Annotated in this window: 15 protein-coding genes; 13 read left to right on the top strand and 2 right to left on the bottom strand. The window is 43.8% G+C overall.

All coding sequences use genetic code 11. The annotated features are described in order from the left end of the window. Positions 1 to 78: 78 nt before the first annotated feature. Complete coding sequence (locus DBR43_RS11615) at positions 79 to 603, top strand: DinB family protein (RefSeq protein ID WP_124581014.1); 525 nt, start codon at positions 79 to 81, stop codon at positions 601 to 603. Positions 604 to 650: 47 nt separating this feature from the next. Here DBR43_RS11615 and DBR43_RS11610 read toward each other — a convergent pair whose 3' ends face one another. Continuing rightward, positions 651 to 1,559 (bottom strand): hypothetical protein, encoded by a 909-nt coding sequence (locus DBR43_RS11610; RefSeq protein WP_124581012.1) that lies wholly within the window; start codon positions 1,557 to 1,559, stop codon positions 651 to 653. A 100-nt stretch (positions 1,560 to 1,659) separates the two neighbouring features. Between DBR43_RS11610 and DBR43_RS11605 the strand changes: the two genes are divergently transcribed. Further along, a complete protein-coding gene (locus DBR43_RS11605) occupies positions 1,660 to 2,265 on the top strand; it encodes a hypothetical protein (RefSeq protein ID WP_124581010.1) in 606 nt (201 codons plus the stop codon). Here DBR43_RS11605 and DBR43_RS11600 read toward each other — a convergent pair. Continuing rightward, positions 2,262 to 2,849, bottom strand: a complete 588-nt coding sequence (locus DBR43_RS11600; RefSeq protein WP_124581008.1) for an NADPH-dependent FMN reductase — start codon at positions 2,847 to 2,849, stop codon at positions 2,262 to 2,264. The genes DBR43_RS11605 and DBR43_RS11600 overlap by 4 nt on opposite strands. Before the next feature lie 120 nt (positions 2,850 to 2,969). On the opposite strand from DBR43_RS11600, the gene DBR43_RS11595 reads away from it, so the two are divergent. From DBR43_RS11595 to DBR43_RS11545, 11 genes are all read left to right on the top strand, one after another. Next, positions 2,970 to 3,422 (top strand): DsrE family protein, encoded by a 453-nt coding sequence (locus DBR43_RS11595; RefSeq protein ID WP_124581006.1) that lies wholly within the window; start codon positions 2,970 to 2,972, stop codon positions 3,420 to 3,422. A gap of 40 nt (positions 3,423 to 3,462) precedes the next feature. Beyond that, positions 3,463 to 3,855, top strand: a complete 393-nt coding sequence (locus DBR43_RS11590; RefSeq protein WP_124581004.1) for a hypothetical protein — start codon at positions 3,463 to 3,465, stop codon at positions 3,853 to 3,855. A gap of 98 nt (positions 3,856 to 3,953) precedes the next feature. Further along, positions 3,954 to 5,342: a TolC family protein gene (locus DBR43_RS11585; protein ID WP_124581002.1), complete on the top strand. Its 1,389-nt coding sequence runs from the start codon at positions 3,954 to 3,956 to the stop codon at positions 5,340 to 5,342. Positions 5,343 to 5,348: 6 nt separating this feature from the next. Beyond that, a complete protein-coding gene (locus DBR43_RS11580; protein ID WP_124581000.1) occupies positions 5,349 to 8,525 on the top strand; it encodes an efflux RND transporter permease subunit in 3,177 nt (1,058 codons plus the stop codon). 7 nt (positions 8,526 to 8,532) lie between these two features. Beyond that, positions 8,533 to 9,630, top strand: a complete 1,098-nt coding sequence (locus DBR43_RS11575; protein WP_124580999.1) for an efflux RND transporter periplasmic adaptor subunit — start codon at positions 8,533 to 8,535, stop codon at positions 9,628 to 9,630. A 129-nt stretch (positions 9,631 to 9,759) separates the two neighbouring features. After that, complete coding sequence (locus DBR43_RS11570) at positions 9,760 to 10,335, top strand: RNA polymerase sigma factor (protein WP_124580997.1); 576 nt, start codon at positions 9,760 to 9,762, stop codon at positions 10,333 to 10,335. Positions 10,336 to 10,495: 160 nt separating this feature from the next. Next, the gene (locus DBR43_RS11565) at positions 10,496 to 11,479 is read left to right on the top strand and encodes a FecR family protein (protein ID WP_124580995.1); all 984 of its coding nucleotides are present in this window, start codon (positions 10,496 to 10,498) and stop codon (positions 11,477 to 11,479) included. 134 nt (positions 11,480 to 11,613) lie between these two features. Then, positions 11,614 to 14,961 (top strand): SusC/RagA family TonB-linked outer membrane protein, encoded by a 3,348-nt coding sequence (locus DBR43_RS11560; RefSeq protein WP_124580994.1) that lies wholly within the window; start codon positions 11,614 to 11,616, stop codon positions 14,959 to 14,961. 97 nt (positions 14,962 to 15,058) lie between these two features. After that, on the top strand, positions 15,059 to 16,669 hold the full coding sequence (locus tag DBR43_RS11555) for a SusD/RagB family nutrient-binding outer membrane lipoprotein (RefSeq protein WP_124580992.1): 1,611 nt from the start codon (positions 15,059 to 15,061) through the stop codon (positions 16,667 to 16,669). 633 nt (positions 16,670 to 17,302) lie between these two features. Further along, complete coding sequence (locus tag DBR43_RS11550; RefSeq protein ID WP_124580989.1) at positions 17,303 to 18,982, top strand: tetratricopeptide repeat protein; 1,680 nt, start codon at positions 17,303 to 17,305, stop codon at positions 18,980 to 18,982. A 139-nt stretch (positions 18,983 to 19,121) separates the two neighbouring features. Then, positions 19,122 to 22,262 (top strand): SusC/RagA family TonB-linked outer membrane protein, encoded by a 3,141-nt coding sequence (locus DBR43_RS11545; RefSeq protein ID WP_124580987.1) that lies wholly within the window; start codon positions 19,122 to 19,124, stop codon positions 22,260 to 22,262. The last annotated feature ends 1 nt before the right edge of the window (position 22,263 follow it).

Genomic DNA, 22,263 nt, shown 5'->3' with positions numbered 1-22,263 from the left:
GACTGCCATAGGGTTGTCAGTGGTCTATGTTTTCTTTGTGTTATAAACAGATACAAAGACCCTATAAAACCTTAAAACATGGAAAATCATATTGCAGACGTACAAAAAATTTATGCCTCTCCCTTTGTTATTGCTACGGAGGATCTACTGGTTCACTGGCAGGGACACCGCCGGCTTACACGAAGAGCGATTGAAGCTTTTCCGGAAAATGAATTCTTTAATTATAGTATTGGCGGGATGCGTCCTTTCTCGGAAATGGTGCTGGAAATGATCGGATTGGCATCATCAGGAATGAAAGGTGTCCTGACCGGGGAATGGGATAACACAGCTGCCTTGTCTCATCATACAAATGGCTCAAAGCCTGTATCGAAAGCGGAAATACTGAGGCTCTGGGATGAGCTAACGGTCGACATAGAGATCGGATGGCCTGGAATTCCTTTAAGCCGTTTTCATGAAACCGATCTTGCCTATGGTGAATACGAAGGTCCCATCTATTCCTTCGTCTTATATTGGATTGATAACGAAATTCACCACCGTGCACAGGCTACGGTTTATCTGAGGTCTCTGGGAATCGAACCACCCTATTTTTGGTTGCGTGATTAACATAAGGAAGATAAAGCCCGGAGACCTGATGAGCAGCTACCCGGGCTTTATCCTTTTTTGAATTCTTTGAAGAAATATAACCTGCGGTTTTCCTGTCCTGCTTTTTTATAAAAAAGAAAGGACTTGCCTGCAAAATCTATCTTTTTTAGAAGGCTGGCCTGACTTTCATCAAGGTATCTGATTTTAAAATCGATTGATGCTCCGGCAAGCGCTATTCTGTAATAGTAGATCGAATGGTCCTGAAACCATCCTTTAGGGAGCCGGTCATAAGGCCTGATGATCTGGTTTGTCCCGTTGTCTGCTGCCCGGTATTCTGAAATGGACCAATCTGCATTGAACTTGCTCTCACAATATGCGCAGTTTTTGAAAAAGATCTGGTAAACTTTTCCCGATTGCTTCATGTAATAAAAGAGCCCGTTATAATCTTTACGCTGAAAACTAAGTAATGTATCCCCCCTTTGTGGCATTTCAAATAAGGTTTTTCCATCGATTTCCAGCGACTGTCCTGACCTGGAGGGCCGGTCAGTTACTTTCATTTGTAGTATTGGCCGATATTGATAAGAACCATGTTCAAAATAACCTTTACCTGCATAGATATTTTCCAGGTCATCTGTTCCAAACAGGCCGTCGAGTTCAGGGGCATCAATCTTTTTCAGGACATTCAGTGCAGTATCATAAACCTGTAAACGGTATTTCTTATGTGCATCTTCACTGATCAGCCTGCTGATCACAACGAGCCTTTTCTGGTCTCTTGAAGGATACACCCGGCAGATATCTTCCTCATCCGTACCTAGCTGCTCCATGTGAATGTCTTTCGAAGTACTGTTAAATTCAGGGAAGTTTTTAATTTCCGGATGCTTGTCTTGCTCTTTACTACTGCAGGAACTAAAGATGAATAGGATTAGAAATAGCTTAATTATTGATTTATGAGTCATGATCGTTTCAAAGTTATTCAAAGATCTTTGTTTTTACACGTGTTAAATGTCTTCTGTTCTGGATTTTGAACAGGTACATCAAAATTGTTCGGTTTGAACTCTTTTATGTAAATTGGTAGAAATGGAGGGGATTTATCAAATCGTAATTCTTTTGTTATTGTGTTGTGCGGTGGGTTGTACCCGGGGCCCTGATTCACAGCTGCCTGTTAAGGATCTTAATTCCGGAAAAAAGGCCAAAGTAATTCCGCTGCAGCAACTGGATACCGCCGGGCAGTTAAAGCAAGCCAGAATCTTTCTGATGAAACTGAAAACGGCAATCGTAAATAATGATCAGCCAGGGCTCCTGAATATGATTCATTTTCCGATGCAAACACAGATGATGTGGTTGAACGAATCGCAGGCAATCGACGAAAAGGGCGGACTGTTAAGTAGGGATGAGTTTCCGGAATATTACCGGAAGAACTTTTTCGATAAAGAACAGCGTCGGGTATTAGGTTACGAACAAGGGGATGACGTATATCCGGTAAACCTTCAAAGCGATCAGTCCAGCAATTATTATCAGCGGTTGTCGCGGGGAACAGATCCCGGAACGTTGCTATTCAATTATTATCTGCAATGGGAACGTCCGGATGGAAGAGGAGACTATTGGTTTGGTCTGGTGGTTGGACAAATAAAAGGCGAATTTAAGCTCCTCAGTTATTATAGTAAATGGCCGGTAAAAGACTAATTTAAAAGCGGGGCAGGCAAAAGTCCGGACTCCGGAACTGTTCCGTTTACGATTTCTGTTAAAGACAGGATGAGTTGATTCACCTTGTTTAGCGTCTCTTCATCGGTAAGCTGAAGATCTGAATTCAACTTCGTTTGAATCGCAGAAATCAGAAGCTGTGTAGCAGAACTGATTTTGGATTCAATAATCAATAAGGTTCCAAGTAATGATTGATGCGCCCTGCTTCCCGCCGTGGATGCTGTAATCAAAGCCACCGGTTTTTTAGAAAATTCCATTGTAGAAACGGTCCAGTCAATGGCATTTTTTAAGCTGCCCGGAACACCAACGGCATACTCGGGGGTACAGATTAAAACTGCATCGGCCTCCCTGAGTTGTTTTCTGAAGCTTGCCACTTTTTCATTTTCCGGCACCTGACCATAATCCAGATCCGGATTAAAATGAGGCAATTCTGTGAGCCCCTCAAAAATGGTAATCGCAAAAGTTTCTGTGGCCAGTAAGGCAATGGCCTTAATCAGGTTAATATTTGAAGAGGTTTTTCTGGTGCTTCCGGAAATGGCGAGGATCTTTATTTTAGCTGTTCTCATCTTTTGATTGACCTTATGATCGTTCAAAGGTATAAAATCTCTTTCTTTTTAGATTTTGACACGCCTTGTTAAAAAACATATATTGCAGGCTGATCCCCAATTAAAAACTCAGATGAAACTATGAAAAACCTAACCTTTATCCTCTGCATGTTCTTCTTTTCTACTTTTTTTAAGCCACTGATGGCCCAGGAAAAAGCGAGCTTTACAGGTGCTAAAGCGACTATGAAGCACTATAAAGCTTTGTATGTACTCAATAACGGAGAAGAGAAGAAGATCAATAGCACTTTGCGGAACATCAAAAATGCATTGGAAGATCCCCGCCTTAAAGGCAAACTGGAATTAGAACTGATTGTCTTTGGTGATGGTGTTGCAGTATACCATAAGAACAGCAGTTATGAACCTGCTTTAAAATTGTTACAGTCGAAAGGTGTGATCCTGGCCCAATGTGAGAACACCCTGAAAGAAAGGAAAATCGATAAGTCCGAATTGTTCGATTTCATCAGTTTCGTTCCCAGCGGAAATGGAGAAATTATCATCCGTCAGCAACAGGGCTGGGCAGTTGTTCATCCTTAAAGTTTTTCTGTCCGTTTAAAAAAAGCTATGTTTGTAAGACATGTATAAAATCTTAAATCCCATGCGCAATGAAAATGCCGGCCGCTTAAAACCGCTGCTGTTATTCGTATTGATGGGCTGCTTTGTACTTTCTGCATGTTCTGTTAGAAAAGGAATCCAATCTTTTTTTGCGGAAGTCAGCCCTGTCGCTGCCACGGGCGTCAAAGTCAGTAAGATTTGTACGGCGACGCTGAACTCCGCAGACGGAATTCTTTCTAAACAGCACCTGAACCAGATGTCGGCATCAGCCCTGATTCTGTTTTTTCTGTTACCGGATTTTCTGCTGTCTGTCTTTTTCTTTAAAAAAGATAAATACCTGGCAGTACCCTCAAATCCGTACCTCCCCGGTTCTCCGGTTCCCCTGTTTATCAAAAACAGGCTTTTACTGATATAGCATCCCTTCTTTAAATAAACAGCGCCGCTGTTTAATCCGCTCATGTCGTTCCCAAAGAACAACATGCTAATCACGTATTGCTACAATTTTAATTTTTGATGATGAAGAACTTACCTCTTTATCTGATGGGTATGCTGCTGATGCTATATAGCGTTGGGGCCTATTCTCAGGGACCTAAAGAAGGCTCACTTTCCTATTTATGGGAATTGATGGGCGACAAATATCCTATGCTGACCGAAAAGCAGGCGAGGATCGAAGAATTTGAATACCGGAAGAAAGAGTTGAGAACTGCAGCCCTTCCGCAGGTTCAGTTACAATTACAAAACTCCTTTGGCACTTTTGCCGGCACAAACGGGGCATTCTTTCCAATTCCAGGTGTATTCAATGTGAATGGCAATGTGGAGAACAAGGGTGGTGCTTCGGCCGGCACGATGAACACTTTTGGTTCTGTCTTGCTGGATTGGAAAGTTTCTCAGTTTGGCAAACAACAAAAGATGATGGAATCCGCAGGATACGAAGTCCGGGAAGCACAAAGTAATTATGATGCTTCCCTGCTCTCGCTCCGAGGTAAAATGACCAGAACTTATCTGAATTTATGTTATGCCCGGGCGGGTTTAAGCTGGGCAGATAAAAATGCATCGCGTGTAAAGGAAATTTTTGACCTCTCCTCAAGCCTGGCCGAAGCGGGTTTAAAGCCTGGTGCAGATACTGCTCTTGCCGCCTCTGCCTATCTGCAGGCTATGGCACAGCAAGAGGAGTGGCAAGGGAAATATGCCGCAGGTCAGGATAACCTGAAAGAATTTGTACCCGGATTAAGCGGAGCACTGCGGCTTCCGATGAAAATGTACGGGAACATCGGACTCGCGGATCAAGGTCTGGATGCTGTCTCCACAAGCCATCCATTTCTGCAGGTCCTGGATCAACGGCTCAAATATCAGCAGAGCCAGAAAGAGGTCTTGGCAAGGAAGCAATTGCCATCCATCGCCTTGCTGGCAGGGCTTTCTGCAAGAGGGACAGGAATCAATAGGGATGGGAGTGTACATCGGGATTTTGCTTCCGGTTTTGACAACAGCTCCCGGAATTACCTGATCGGGTTGGGGCTTAGCTGGAACCTGACTGGCCTGTATACCGGTTCGCTGGAAAAAAAACGTGCGCAGAAACAGGTGGATGCAGCACAATCTCAATATCAGCTGCAAAAACTTCAGATGAATACTGCTTTACAGGCCATCTCTTCCCGGATCAATGCGCAGGTGAAACAGGTAGCGAAAACGAAAGAAGCACTAAAGAAGACCTTAAATGCTTATGACTTGTACTTGTCGAGATATGAAGCCGGACTGATCAGCCTGACCGAGCTCCTTCAGATTCAGGCGCTGTTACAGCAGGTGGAGAAAAGCGATCTCGAACTGTCTCAGGAGCTTTGGACCCAGTTGAATATCAGAGCGGAGCTTTCCGGTGATTACAGCTATCTGTTCAACAATTTAAAATAAGACATTATGAATATGATCAGGTTTGCATTAAAAAAGCCTTTAACAATAATGGTCGCCATCCTGGCGATTGCCTATTTTTCCTTTACGGCCATCAGAAATATCAACGTAGATATCTTTCCAAAGGTGGAACTGCCAGTCATTTATATTGCCATGCCTTATGGAGGATTGACCCCGGCTTATATGGATGGCTTTATGGCCAATGAGTTTCAAAAGGTACTCATTTTTGTCAGCGGGGTAAAGGGCATAGATTTTAAGAGCGTTCAGGGATTTACCCTGATGAAGCTTACTTTTTATCCCGGAACAGATATGGCACAGGCCTCGGGAGAGCTCTCTGCACAGGTATCCCGTGCGATGGGCTTTCTGCCTCCGGGCGCTGTACCTCCACAGGTGGTCCGTTTTGATGGAAGTTCTCTTCCCATTGGGCAGCTGGTATTTGAAAGTGCAGAAAAGTCCATTACAGAATTACAAACCCTTGCCCTGACCAAAGTGCGGCCCATGTTTGTGACCATCCCCGGAGTAACGGCACCTGCCCCGTTTGGCGGCAATGTACGGACCATCGTAGTAAAAGTAAATCCGGAGCTGATGCTTTCTTATGGTTTATCCGCAGAAGAAGTAACCACAGCCATTGCTAAAAATAACTTCCCTGCGCCCGCAGGAAACATCCGGATTGGCGATCAGAACCTGATGAGCCCGGTTAACTCCATGGCCAATGGCCCGGAAGAGTTCCTGAATATTCCCATCAGGACGGGATCAGGAACGAATGTTTTTGTAAAACACATCGCCAGTGTGGAGGATGCAGCCGATGTAACGACCGGATATGCCATCATCAATGGCAAACGGTCCGTTTACCTTCCTGTGATCAAAAAAGCTGATGCTTCGACGCTTAAGGTGGTAGAAAACCTGAAAGCCTCAATTCCAAAGCTGAAGGCCGCATTGCCCGAAGATGTGGATATAAAATATGTATTTGACCAAAGCGGATATATAGAACGCTCATTGGAAAACCTGGTTCATGAAGGCCTGCTGGGCGCGATCTTGACAGGATTAATGGTATTTCTTTTTCTCGGAGATTCCCGGGGAGCCCTGATTGTGGTGCTCACCATTCCCATTGCCATCCTTTCGGCAGTGATCATGTTGTACATGTTTGGTCAGACCATCAACGTGATGACCCTCAGCGGACTGGCACTGGCCATAGGTATTCTGGTCGATGAAGCCACGGTAACCATAGAAAACATCCATCAGCATTTTGAAATGGAAAAGCCGAAACAAAGGGCCATTCTGGATGCATTGCTGGAAATTTCTATTCCCAAAATTCTGATCCTGTTCTGTATCCTCGCAGTATTGATTCCTTCTTTCATGATGACCGGGATTCCCAGAGATATGTTTATGCCTTTATCACTGGCTGTGGCCTTTGCCATGATCGCTTCCTTTATCGCTTCACAAACATTTGTTCCCATTCTCGCCAACTGGATGATGAAACCGGAGCTTTTCCGGCACCATAAGATCAGCCTGCATAGAAAAGAGCTGACGCGGTTTGAGAAATTCAAGCGTCGTTACCTGATCCTGATTCGTGCAGGTCAGCGAAAAGCAGCAGGCGTGATCGGACTTTATATCGTCCTGGTGCCCGCTATGGTCATTGCCGCAGGATTAACCATTGGAACAGATATCCTCCCTGCCAGCAACAGCGGTGACATTCAGGTACGGATGTTGGCACCAGAAGGGAGCAGACTGGAAAAAACGGAGGCATACCTCGAACGGTTAACACAGATCATCACAGCCCAAATGCCGGAAGGCTCGGTTAAAATCAGCTCTGCGTTTGTAGGTTTACAACCTTCCGCAACTGCTATCAATCCCATTTTCCTTTTCACAAGCGCCGCTCATGAAGCTGTTTTACAGTTGTCTATAGATCAGAAAAAATTCGACAGACCAATTTCCGGTCTTAAGGAACAGGTTCGTAAAGAAGTGGCGAAACAGCTGCCTGAACTCAAAATCAGCTTTGAACCCATGGAGCTGGTGGAGAAGATCATGAGCCAGGGGGCAATGAACCCCGTTCAGATTAAAGTGGCCGCAGGACAACTGAAGGGTGCGGAAAAGTTTGCCCTGAAGATTGAAGCCAGCTTAAAGAAAATCCCTTTTCTTCGTGATGTGCGGATCGCGGAACCCATCAATTACCCCAGCGTACAGATTAATGTAAACAGGGAACAGGCAGCCCAGTTTGGACTGACCATGGAGGATGTCAGTAAAGCATTAACTATGGCCACTTCATCTACCCGTTTTACCAATAAAAATCTTTGGATAGACCCTAAATCAGGTCTTGTGTTTCAGGTGCAGGTCCAGGTTCCTGAAACAGACATGCAATCGCTGGATAAGCTCCGTTCATTGCCTCTGAAATCGGGACAGTCAAGACCGGTTCTGGAAGATGTAGCCACCCTGCAGATGATTAAATTACCTGCACAGGTGAACCGGCAGGGACCTAACCGGTATGTAACGGTACTGGCCAATGTTCATCAGTCAGATCTGGGCAACGCCTCCACTGCGGTGCAAAAAGTCCTGAAGGAGCTGGGCGAACCGCCGAGAGGATTGGTGGTTTCTTCAGAAGGGCTGATGCAGTTGCTTGAAGAAACCCTTTCCGGATTACAAACCGGACTGGCAGTTGCAATAGTGGTGATTTTCCTGATGCTGACGGCCTATTACCAATCTTTTGCCTTATCCGGCCTGATCCTCTCTGTGGTTCCGGCGGTGATCGGGGGAAGCCTGCTGATGCTGCTGATTTCCGGAAGCACCCTGAACCTGCAATCCTATATGGGCATCATCATGTCGGTAGGTGTCTCTGTTTCAAATGCAGTGCTGATGATTAATCAGGCCGAAGTGAATCGTCTGAAACATGGATTGCCTGCAAGACAGGCCGCCCTCCTGGCTGCTTCTTCTCGTTTGCGTCCCATCATTATGACCAGCATGGCCATGATTGCAGGAATGGTTCCGATGGCAATAGGGATGGGAGAAGGTGGCGAACAGATCGCTCCATTGGGACAGGCCGTTATCGGAGGATTGATCTTATCGACCCTCACTGCGCTGCTGGTTCTGCCACAGCTCTTTGTACTGATCATGAAAAACAAAACAAGAGACAGCCTCAGCCTTGATCCTGATGATCCAATGAATAAAAATCTATTAACTCCCCATATATAACCTTAAAATGAAACGATTAAAGAAAATATACCTCGAAAAATATACCCTTATGCTATTTCTTTCAGTAGCATTGGCCGCATGTGCTTCAGAACAACCGAAAAGCGGACAACAGGAGGTGGTAAAAGCGGAGCTCGCAAAGCCGCAATTTGTAAAGCCCCTGCTGGAACAACCGGCCTATCAGCTTTCCCTGCCGGGGGAATTGAGGCCTTATGAAGAGGTGATGATCTATCCTAAAGTTAAAGGCTTTCTGAAAAAAATCTTTGTAGACAGGGGAAGTAAAGTGAAAAAAGGGCAATTGCTTGCTTTACTGGAAGCCCCCGAAGTGGCGCAGCGTTATGTGTCTGCAAAGTCCGACGAGCAGAAATTTTATGAAGATTACCGCTACAGCCAGCAATCTTATGAAAGACTTAAAAAGGCGGCAATGAAGACCGGAGCTGTTGCGGCAATAGAGTTGGACAAGGCGCTGAGTAAACTGAAGAGCGACAGTGCGGCTTATGCCGCGGTGAAATCCAATACCCTGGTGTCCGGTCAGCTGCAGCAGTACCTGAGCATCAGGGCACCTTTTGATGGAACAGTAATGGATAAAAATGTTTCCGTAGGCGCATTGGTGGGAGAGAACAATTCAATCCCCTTATTCTCCATCGTGCAGAACGATAAGCTGAGGTTAACAGTGGCCATTCCGGAGAAACACAGCCAGTCGGTCTCAAAAAATACAAAGGCCTCTTTTACAGTCAGCGCCCTGCCTGGCAAAACATTTCATGCCCTTCTTTCCAGAAACAGTGCATTTTTACAACAGAAACTAAGGTCTGTAACCGCAGAATTTGATGTGATCAATAAAGACCTGGTTCTTGGAGGCGGAGAATATGCTCAGGTAAAACTGGAGATGCGTCGTCCGGAAGCCACATTTTGGTTGCCGGCAACGAGTGTTGTCCAGGCACAGTCGGGCGTATTCATTATCCGGTTGGAAGGACAGCTCCTAAAAAGGGTTCCTGTGGTGGTTGGCATCCGTAAGGGGGAACTCATGGAAGTATTTGCTGATTTGAACATCGCTGATCAGGTGCTGAAAAAAGGAACGGAAGAGTGGAAAGACGGACAAAAAATATAAATCAATGAACACATCGCGGGGATAGCTCATTTTTTTGAGAATCATTCCCGCGATTTTATTTATAAGATTTTAAATTACACTTTTTGTTATTTTTGTGTTAGCTTCGTTTTAAACTTTCTAACCAAATTTGTGAACGCTAATCATTTAACCCCGGACGATGACCTCATCTTGCTCCTCAGGCAGGGCGACGAATTAGCTTTTACAGAAATTTACAACCAATACTGGGATAAGTTATATTATATCGCCCATAAGCTTTTGAAAGATCCTGATGCTGCGGAAGGAATTGTTCAGGAAGTATTTCTTGTGCTCTGGAAGAAAAGAGAAACCCTTCACATTCAGTCTATCCAAGCTTACCTTGCAGCCATGACCCGTTATGCGGTATTCCGCTACCTTTCCAAGGAGAAACGCTCCAGACAACAGGAAAATATTGTTGGCCTTTTAACTGCAAATGCCACCTCAGAGATCGATGTCGACCATAAAATCCTGCTGGAAATCATCACCGAGCTGTCTAATAAACTCCCGGAAAAATGCCGCTTGGTATTTCAATACAACAAATTACAGGACCAATCCCTTGCCGAGGTAGCCGCCCAGATGAACATTACTCAGAAAACAGCCGAAGCACACCTGACTAAGGCACTCCGCATCATTCGCGCTAATGTTGGAGATGTACTGAGCTTGCTGATCGTATTGTATACACTCAAATAATTTAAGCCGGATTGTTCCGCTAAAAAAGCCTGCTGTTTCCTATCATGCCCCAACCTGAAAACAAGAGGGGGAAATTAAAATAAAAAAACTTTTGTTTTGGACTAAGGGTGTTTTGTTTCCACATGACTCTATAAGAGAAAACAGGGTCATTAAAATTCAAATGGATAGGAACGAACTCAAAAGACTGGCACAAAAATACCTCGATGGAACCGCTAGTGAAGAAGAAAAAACACTGCTGAACCAATGGTACGATACCACTGAGGAGGGCTGGGTAGAAAATGTTCATACCAAAAAGCCTGAAACTGAAGATCAGGTCAGAGAAAGGATCTTTGATAACCTGAAAAATAAAGGCTTCCTGAAAATCGAAGAAAAAGGAGAAAGCTCCGGACACAGCTTCTCCGTAAAAAGTTTCCTGTTAAAAATTACCGCAGCAGCTGCGGTACTGACGCTGGTCTTTTTTGGCTGGCAGTTCAGCAACTCCCGGTTTGGAGCTGCAGAAAAAAAACTGGTCAGTGTTCCTGGTAATAAGATCATAGAAATCACCTTGTCAGATAGCTCAAAAGTATGGCTCAATGCAGGCTCGGTATTTAAATACCCTAAAAAATTTAATGACGAAAACCGCACAGTGGAATTGATAGAAGGCCGTGCCTTTTTTGAAGTGAAACATAGAAACAAGCACCCTTTTATTGTGAAAACCAATAGCCTGAATGTAGTGGTTCTGGGAACTTCATTTGATGTGAGGGCTTATAAAAAAGAAGGCAGTACAAAAGTAAGCGTGGTGACCGGGAAAGTCGGAATCACCATGAAAGATGCCATTAAAAAGCCCGCAGTAATGTTACTCCCTAAAGAACAGGTGGTATTAAGCAGTATCAAAAATCACCTGATAAAAGCGGCTGCTCCTGAGATTGCTGTGAATGCCTGGTGCAATAGTAAGCTGGTCTTTGAGCAGGAAACCTTAAGAAACGTTTTCTCTGTCCTGGAGAAAAAACATCATATTAAAATCAACACAGAAAATCCGGCGTTGCTCGACGAAAGAATCTCCATCACCCTGGGTGATCAGAATTTAGCCGTGACAATGGATATCCTAAGCTTTACCAAACATTTTAAATATCAAATGGCCAATGACAACATAATCATTAAATAGAACTTCCTTCTTAGTAGCTAAGAAAGAAAAAACCGGGAACAGAACCTGCCCCCGGAATTAAGAATAGCCCCTGTATACATGCTTGAGACCCATAGACAGTAGGCTTCAGTTTAAAAAATTAAACCAAAACAAATATGATGAATTTTTACGGCAAAGCATTGCCTATATTCCGAAAATGCATGCGCATTTCTACAATTATTATTGGCATACAAGTGTGTTTTTCCACACTCCTGATGGCGAAGCACATCAAGGCTCAGGAAATGAGTTTTAAATTGGTTAAAGCCAGTGTAAAACAAGTCTTTAAAAAAATAGAGCAGCAGGCAAATGTGACCTTTGTTTATGATGAACAGGTGCTGGGTCGCATGCCCAGCCTTACCCTTAACTTTAAAAATGAACAGCTTTCGGAAGTTTTAAAAACACTTCGCGAAAAAACCGCACTGGAATTCAGGATGGTTGGCAATTATATTGGTGTCGCACAAAATGCGGCAAGCATGCCAAACCTTAGCTTGTCTTCAGAAGCGAATAACAACCGCATCAAAATCAATGGTGTGGTCAGAGATGCAACAGGACAACCTTTAGTCGGTGTAAGTGTACAGGTAAAAGGTACACAGGTAGGTGCCAGTACCAACTCCAACGGACAATTTGTTATTGATGCAAATATCGGGGATGTTTTGGTAGTCAGTTATTTGGGTTACATCACCAAACAAGTGAACATTACGACTCCTTCAGCACTTTCGATTTTGCTGGATGAAGATTCCAAGCTCCTGAGTGAGGTTGTTGTGACAGCTTTGGGGATCAAAAAAGAAAGAAAAGCACTGGGATATTCTGTTACAGAAGTGAAAGGTGATGAATTGACCCAGGCCAGAGAAAATAACGTGATCAATTCCCTTGTAGGTAAGGTTGCCGGTCTGAACGTGAACTCTATCGCCGGTGGGGTTGGAGCTTCTTCGAATGTCATCATCCGTGGTGTTTCGAGTATTTCTCAGACCAATCAGCCACTATATGTGGTCAACGGTATTCCTATGGAAAACAAAGGAAACAGTGCCCCGGGTGATCAGTATGATAATGTTCCTGATCTTGGAGATGCGATTGGAAACATTAACCCTGATGACATCGAAACAATTTCCGTATTGAAAGGAGCAGCTGCTTCCGCATTATATGGTTCACGTGGTAAAGCAGGTGTAATTTTAATTACTACTAAAAGTGGAAAAGGCAACTCTATTGAGTTCAATTCCAATTATGTACTGGAAAAGGTGATCGATCAGACCGACTGGCAATATGTTTATGGAAATGGTGCCAACGGTGTGAAACCGGCAGATGCTGCAGGTGCTTTTCAAACCGGACAGGCGAGCTGGGGAGCCAAATTAGACGGCAGTAGTGTTGTTCAGTTTGATGGTGTATCCCGCCCTTATACTGCACAAAAAAATAACATAGAGAACTTCTTCCGCACAGGAGCTACAGCAACAAATACATTGGCTTTTAACAAGAGTTTTGATGGTGGTTCGATCCGCTTCTCTGCAAGTGACCTGACCAGTAAGGCGGTTACTCCGGGATCAGGACTAAACAGACAATCATTCAACCTGAACGGAAATTACAACATCAATAAACACCTGACAGTAGATGCACGTGCAAATTACATTCTGGAACAAGCTAAAAACAGACCTTTCTTAAGTGACGGGGCGGGTAATTCCAGTTACAATGTAACTTTACTTCCTACGAGTCTGGATGTGATGACTTTAAAACAGACCACTAAACCTGATGGTGCTGAATTTGGTTATTCTGCCAATACATTTGCCACTAACCCTTGGTTTGCGGCCAATAAATTCATCAACGATACCAAAAGAGAACGTCTGATTTCTTCCATCAGTCTGCGTTATAATTTTGACAATGGTGCTTTTATCCAGGCCCGTGCCGGACGCGACGCTTATAACGATCGTTACACATCTGTCGTGCCAACAGGAACAGCTTATCGTTTGCTGGGCTCTATGTCTGAAGCAACGACTAAATTCTCTGATATCAATACCGATGTGTTGACGGGTAAGAGCTTTAAAGTAGACGATTTTACCATTACCCCGAACATTGGAGGAAGTTACAGAAGAACGAAATCGGAAGCGTTTACCCTTGCAGGAAACGATTTCTCTATTCCCTACAAATACGTAATTACCAATGCCAATCTTCAGAATGCACCGGTTTACAAGCCAAGTGAAAGTGAAGTGGCCTCCATTTATGGAACCTTAGACCTGAGCTATAAAAATTACCTTTATTTAAGCGGATCGATTCGTAACGATTGGTTCTCTACCCTTGCCACTCCTGGTAAGAACAACAAACTGAACGTAATTTATCCTTCAGTAAATGGTTCATTTGTGTTTTCAGAAATATTGAAAAAAGACTGGCTTAGCTTTGGTAAGATCCGTGCCGGTTTTGCTCAGGTAGGGCAGGCAACAGATCCTTATCAGACACAACTTGCCTATGGCTTTAATAGTGCAGTCCTGAATGGCAGACCTTTGGGATTGATCTCTAACTTCTTTGTTCCGAATGAGAGCCTGGTGGCTTCTGTGGCGTCTGAGTTTGAAATTGGTACGGAGATCCGTTTATTCGGCAGTCGTTTAAACCTTGACCTGACCTGGTATAACAAAAGATCTAAAGATGAGATCGTAAGGGCACCGGCTTCTGTAACTTCCGGTTACGGTGGCGCGATCCTGAATATCGGAGAATTGCAGAACAGAGGTATTGAGGCTTTGATTACAGGTATCCCTGTGCAGACAAAAGATTTCCGCTGGACGACCTCTGTTAATGGTTCCATCAATAATAATAAAGTGATTTCTCTTTCTCCGGGACAAACTTCATTGCCAGGTGCAACTTCCCGTACCGGTAATGCTTTTACCCAGCAGATTGTGGGCTTACCTTTTGGTCAGATTATGGCTTTTGATTATAAACGTGATGCCAATGGTAACATCGAGCTGGAAGCGAATGGCATTCCAAAACAAGGCTTGTTAAAACCTTATGGATCTGCTTACGCTAAATATGTAGCTGGATGGAACAATGAGTTCTCTTATAAAGGAGTCAATTTCTCCTTCATGATCGATGGTAAATTTGGTGGTAAGATCTATTCTGCAACAGAGTCTTATGCGTATACTTTAGGTTTGCATAAAGGTACTTTGGAAAAACGTGAACAACTGGGTGCTGCAGCTGCGAATTATTACAGCACAATGGCTGGTAATGTATCCGGAATCTTTGTTCAGAATGCCGATTTTATCAAATTCCGTCAGGTGATGCTGGGCTATACTTTCCCTGGTAAAATGTTTAATAATGTCATCAATGGTGCTACACTTAGCTTCGTTGGCCGTAACCTGTTTTACATCAGCAGAAAAACGACAAACATAGATCCTGAATCTGATTATAGCAATAATGCTAAAGGGTTAGAGTTAGGTGGTGTGCCGGCAAGCAGAACGTATGGACTAAATCTGAGCGTAAAGTTCTAAACACCAAGGTTACAAAAGCAAATTTTAAAATCAATTAGAGTCCATTGAAACCATCATGTTTATGATTGATTCATCACCAAAAGACAAATATATTCCAATGAAAAAGATATATAAATATACTATAATGGCGGCCCTCTGCCTGACGGTTGCTACAGGTTGCAGAAAACATTATGAGGAGATCAATACTGATCCTTCTACCTATAACCCGGCAAATTTTAATCCTAACTTTATCTTAACGAGTGCACAACTGAGCTATTCAGGAAGTGTCGATTTTAGTTATGATACCTGGCGCGCAAATTTGATCTATTGCTCTACCATGATGCAGGGGCTTTCCTCTGTAATCGGTTACTGGGCAGGAGATAAGTACATTTCAAATCCTACTTATACTGCTGCTTACTGGGGATTTTCTTCCAATTCCATTACCAGTGGTGATGGTGCCTATCCTGAGCAGGTAAGGCTGATTGTAGACTTGCTGGCCTTTACCAAGGATAAGAAAGAATACCAGAATTTACACCAGATTACCAGAATCATGAGGGCGCTGATTTTTCAGCGCATCACCGACCTTTATGGTGATGTTCCTTATTCTCAGGCAGGAATCGGTTTTCTTGGAAAAAACTATTTCCCGGTTTACGACAAGCAAAAGGACATTTACACCGACATGCTGAAAGAAGTGAGCGAAGCAGTAGCTGCATTGGATGTGAATGGCGATAAGCCTGCGGGAGATGCTTTCTATAATGGTGATCCAACCAAATGGAAACGTTTCGGAAATAGCTTAGTCCTTAGAATGGCCATGCGTCTTAGTAAAGTAGATGCCGCTACAGCGCAGAGCTATGTACAGAAAGTTGTTGGCAATACGATGTTGAGCAATGACGATAATGCATTTATCCTGGGCTCGGAAAGCGGAAACAGGATTACGATTAACAGGAATAGCCAGATTCTTCTGGGTGGCGGTGGCCAGGAAAATTTCTATACAAGGTGGTCAAAAACCTTTATTGATTTTCTTAAAAGCACCAACGATCCCCGTTTAGGCGTGGTTGCAGTAACGAATTTATATGTGAATGAAGATACCAAAGCTCAAAACCCTAATGCAAACGCAAATCCTGCTGCGCAAAAAGGAATGCCTAATGGTAAAGACCTTAGTTTAATTGCCGGGCAGGGAATTAAGCTGGATCCGGGTTTTACGGCCTTTACTGATTACTCTTCACCAAGTCCGGTAATGATTAAGAAAGACGGACCAACATTCGTGTTAACTTATGCAGAAACGGAATTATTACTGGCAGATGCAGCGGAACGTTTCGGTATCGCCGGAAGTGCAGCGCAACATTACCGTGAAGGATTAATCGCATCGATGACCTACCTTTCACAGTATGGTGCAGCAGCAACCATCACTGCGACAGCAGCAGCAGCCTATGCGGATGCACATCCTTATAATCCGGCCAATGGCTTAAATATGATCAATACACAGTATTGGGCACTGAATAATACTAAACTTGATTTTTATGAGTCTTGGGCAAACTGGAGAAGAACGGGCTTCCCGGTATTGACTCCGGTGGTTTATCCTGGTAATGCAACCAATGGAACCATTCCTCGTCGTTTCCCTTATCCTGTAGTGGAAGCAGGAACAAATACAGAAAACTATAATAAAGCCGTGGCCAGTGTTCCGGGCGGAGACTTATTGACCTCCAGAGTTTGGTGGGATAAAAATTAATATTTATAAGCGCTCTATTTTAAATCCCTGCTTCGGCGGGGATTTTTTGTTTAAAAGGAAAACGGGAGTAAATCCTCCGACTTACCCCCGTTTAAATTAACGCTCTCAGGGACAAATGTAAAAATAAATTCAATCTCCAAACAAGTGATTTTTAAATTATTGAATTAAGATTACAATTTGAGGACGAGGTACATAGCCCTGAATACATAGGTTAAATAAGAATTTCCCGGTTTATAATAAAGATTTGGCTGTTTTTAAAAAAATAGAAAAGAGAGCCAGGTTTAGCACGTGTTTGTCAGTCTGAAATGAATTTGAATTTTCGAAGGGAATAAAAATAGCCGGTAAAAAGAAAACGGGCATAAGTCAGAAGACTTACCCCCGTTTAAATTAACGCTCTCAAGGACAAATGTAGAAAAAAAAATGAAGTTGGACTACCATATTTTAAATTATTAAATTAAGATTACAATAGATCGGCCCCTGATGTCTCCAGCTGGGCCCTGTTGTTAAAAATATTGTACATCTTGACAACTTACAAAATCAGGTCTCAGGTAAATAACACGGCCGGCAGGCTTTCTTTAGATTCTGCCTTTTTTAACGCAGCGGAAAAAGCTATATTTGGTTTGTGCCCAGCAAATGATGAACCACACTAACCAAAAGAAACTATTTACTTTATTCTTTTTTTTGATGCTTCAGCTGTTGATGAGCTGTGAGTCAAACCGGGAAGGGGATAAACCTTTGAGCTCCGGGAGTACCGAAAGCGTCATTAAAGCCAGAATAACTGCATTAAATAAAAGGGCAAAAAGCCTCAACAGGGATTCTACCAATCAGGCCATTGCCTCCGCTTACGAGGCCTACCTTTTAGCTTACGAAAACAAATACAAAGAACTGGAAGCCGATGCCCTCGTCATCTTATCCGAAGGCTATTTGTACAATGATATTTATGATCTTGCCCTCGAATATTCATTTGATGCGCTGGAGATCTATAAAAGCCTGGATAAGCCAGCAAAAATGGGTGCCACCTATACCTTATTGGGATGGATTTACTACGATGTGGAAAACGCAGAATTTTCCCTGAAATACCATACCATGGCTTACGATTATTATAAAGCTCATCAAAATCCAGATGAAACGGGGCTTTCCTTAAATGCCATCGGGTTAATTTACCAGCTTAAAAATGAATTTGGAAAGGCAGAAGGCTTTTTTAAACAGGCCCTGGTGATGGCAGAGAAACACAATAAAAGAGCGCTGATTAGTGCCGCTTACAATAATCTGGGCATTTGCAGCAACAACAATAAGAATTACAATCAGGCCATTGTTTACTTTAACCTCGCCCTGCAGTACTCTACTAAACAATTGCTTTCACTTGCAGAACTGAACAACCAGATGGCCTACTCCCTGATTAACCTCGGAAGAAACGGGGAGGCCTTAACTGCTTTACAAAAAGCAAGGGCATTTATTGATCAAAGCAGCTCTAACTCCAAAAAAGAAAACCTCCTGGACAATTATAAGGTCTTTTCCCTCTTGTATCAGCGCATGGGCGATTACCGGCAGGCTTTTGAGAACACCAATCACTACAATGCCGTCAGAGAGGAATTCCTGTCCAAAAACAAAGTAAATGCGTTACTCACACTTACGCTAAAGCGTGAGGCGCAGGAGAAAGAACGACAACTGGAGGCGCTTTCTGTGAAAGAAAGTCTCAAGTCCTTTCAGCGGAACGCCCTCGCCATCATTGTCGTATTGTTAATTGTCATCGGTGTGCTCCTGTATGGTAAACTGAGAAGCAGGCAAAGGAAAAAAGCCGAGCTGGCAGCTATAAAACAACAGGAAATTGAGAAGGAGCTGGAACATACGGTTCTGGATAAGAAGGCCCTCAATGAACGCCTGGATTTTAACCATATTGAGTTAAAAAACTATGCCTTATACATTGCGCACAGAAATGACCTGATTGTAAAGTTTATTGAAGAGCTTGGCGGCCTGGATAGAACGGAACCGGTAGAGATTCCCCACCAGCTCCACAAACTGGTGAATAAGTTCAAATACGACATCAACCTGGAGAAGTATGTGGAAGATTTTAACCTCAAGGTAGAAACCCAATACCAGGACTTTTTCTACAACCTGCAGCAGAAGTTTCCTCACCTCAGTCAGAACGAGCGCAGACTCTGCGCCCAGATCAGGCTAAGCCTTTCTATTAAAGAGATTGCCACACTGAACAACATCTCCGTGAAGTCTGCGGAAATGGCAAGGTACCGCCTGAGGAAGCATTTTGGCTTACAGCAGAACGATAACCTCAACGATTACCTAAAGTCGTTCTAAAGCGCATTCGCGCGGTGTTTCCAGCTCGTGTAGAGGTCTTGTAGGGGTAAGATAGCGCTACATGTAGGGGTACATAATTCGTTTTTCGGATCATGCTCATATTAAGTTTGATTGAATCAATCAACTCAAACCAAATATTATGATTAAAGATTTACGATTGCCAATAAGCAATTTATGGAGCAGTAAATTCACCTGGCTCATGCTTGCTTTCTGCCTGTTCTCGACGCTCGCCGGCAGCAGTGTATTTGCTCAGACCGGTACCATAAAAGGTCAGGTCCTCGACGAAACTGATCAACCACTTCCCGGAGTCAATATTAAAGTCAAGGGAACAAAGACAGGAACAACTTCAGACCACGAAGGGAAATTCCGGGTCAATGCTTCAGCAAAAGATGTGCTTATTTTCTCCGCTATAGGATACCTTACACAAGAAATTCAGGTGGTTGCCGGCCAGGATATCCTGCTGAAATTGCGGACAGACATGAAAGGACTCGATGAAGTCGTGGTAATCGGGTACGGAACCCAGCAACGGAGTAACCTGACCAGTGCGGTAAGCTCGGTAAGTGGCACAAAACTGGAACAGGTGGCGGCCAGCAATCCCATCAATGCACTTCAGGGCAGGGTAGCCGGATTATCCATCAGCAGTCCCGGCGGAAATCCAGGACAGTCTTCGGATGTCAGGTTGCGGGGGATCGGCACCTTTGGTGCGCATCAGCCTTTGTATATCATCGATGGTACACCCGGTAATCCTTATTACCTCAGTAACGGCGATATTGCTTCCATAGAAGTGCTTAAAGATGGTGCTGCGGCATCGATCTACGGTTCGAACAGTGCCAACGGTGTGATCCTTATTACGACCAAAAAAGGAAAACAAGGTGCCCCTGTGATCGATTTTTCTTCTTTCTACAGCATCGTTAGGCCAACAGAGCAATTTAAATTCCTGGATGCCGAGGGCTATAAAAAACTGCATACGATGATGTACACCAATGCAGGGCCTTCTGCTCCGGCTTTACCTGCTTACCTGTCTAAAAACACAGGTACAAATACAGATTGGCAGGATTTAATTAACCGCAAAGGGATTTCGCAGAATTACAATGTTAACCTGAAAGGGGGCGGCGAATACCTGACCTACTCTTTAAGCGGTGACCTGACCGACGATCGCGGAACCTTTATCGGCTCTGAGTTCAATAAGAAGTCAGTAAGGTCCAGAAATGAGTTTAAAAAAGGTAGGTTAACGGTAGAAAGTAACATTATCTATTCTGAAACAAGAACCGAAGCCGCTAAATTTGATCAGAAAGACAGTTATTTCCAGTCGCCGTTACTTCCGGTATTTGATGAGAAGGAAAAATATGGTTACGGATTAACGGAAAACGGATTGCCGAAATTTCAAAACCCTATTGCTGCGGATCATTTTCTGGATGCCAATTCCAAAACCAATTACCTGGGCGGAAATATCCGCTTCGGACTGGACATCATCAAGGGTTTAAAATATACAGCCAATCTGAATTACATCAATGCAAGGACGGATGAGTACGCTTTTAATCCGCCATATCGTGCCAATGCAAATGATCCCCTGGTTTCCTACACGAGGGTATTCAACAGAAACTCCCTGTATAAGGAACGTTTAATGGAGCATTTGCTGAATTACGACCTGAATATCGGTAAACACAGCCTGAAACTTCTTGCAGGATATACAGCGCAGGAAAAAACAAACCGCTTTATCAGTGTAACCGCAGATGGAAAAACGATTGTAAGGACTGTAGTAAATGGGAAAATTGTGGAAACAGAAGTGCCGGGAGGTTTTACCAATCCGGATTTCAATACCATTTCTGCCGGTCTTGGCGGTACATTCAATGCCTCAGGAACAAACAATAAATATGTGCGCCTTTCTACACTGGCGAGGTTAAACTACGCCTATGACAACAAATATCTTTTACAGGTTTCTGTAAGAAGAGATGGCTCTTCTGTATTTGGAGAAAACAGACGGTATGGCGTCTTCCCTTCGGTTTCCCTGGGCTGGAATATCCATAAAGAATCCTTCCTGAATGAGGTTAAATGGCTGAATAACTTAAAACTTCGTGCAAGTTATGGAGAGCTTGGAAATGAAGGTGCTTTAGGATATTATGACCACCAGGCACTCATCACTACCCGTAACAACTGGTCCGGAGGCTCTGTACAGGGTTCTGGTGCTACGCCATGGCCTGGTTCCGCTGCCTATACGCTTCAAAACCTGGACCTGCAATGGGAAACAATTAAATCGAAGAACATTGGTCTTGATTTTGGACTCTTTGACAACAAACTGTCGGGTTCCATCAATTATTTTAACAACATCACCGATGGTTTGCTGATTACTAAAGAAGTACCACCTTCGGCAGGTGTGGACAATCCGATCCTGAATGTAGGTAAGATCGCTAACAAAGGTCTGGAACTGGAAAGTAATTATCATTTCAATCACAATGACTGGCAGTTTGATATCGGCGGTGCCATCAGTTTGTTGAAAAATGAGGTCCTGACACTGGCCAATAAAGACCAGGTTCTATACGGTACAGGGTTACGCTTCGGGACAGACCATATCCCAACTCAAACCATGGTCGGGAAAGAAATTGGTGCTTTTTATTTATATGAGGCTGATGGTATTTTCCAATCCGATGCAGAAGCTTCAGGATATAAAAACAATGCCGGTGAGGTCTTGCAGCCAAATGCAAAAGCAGGAGACATCAGGTTCAGAGATACCAATGGTGATGGTAAGATCGATGAAAAAGACAAAACTTACCAGGGCTCAGGTTTCGCGAAGTATGAATATAGCCTGAACCTTGCAGCCAACTATAAGAACTTCGACCTTTCCTTGTTCTGGCAGGGCGTAGCCGGAAACAAACTCTATAACGGAAACCGATTTGAGCTGGAGGGAATGGAAGCCGGAAGAAATTTCCTGGCCAGTACCCTCAATGCCTGGACGCCGCAAAATACCGGAACAGATATGCCAAGGGCCGTTCTCGGAGATCCCAACCAAAATGCACGTGAATCTACCCGCTTCCTGGAAAGTGGATCTTACCTGCGCTTAAAGTTAGTTCAGCTGGGATACAGCCTTCCTAAATCTGTACTGGAACACCTGAAGATTTCTAAACTCAGAATCTATGTCAGCGGACAAAACCTGGTCACCTTTAGCAAATACAGCGGACTGGATCCGGAAGTGGGGAATTTTAATGTCCTGAACAACGGTGTAGACCGCTTGATGTATCCTCAGAACAAAAGATGGCTCATGGGACTGCAGCTGACATTTTAAT

The organism is Pedobacter sp. KBW06 (assembly GCF_003852525.1).
Classification (GTDB): domain Bacteria; phylum Bacteroidota; class Bacteroidia; order Sphingobacteriales; family Sphingobacteriaceae; genus Pedobacter.
This window is presented reverse-complemented; position numbering and strand designations above follow the sequence as displayed.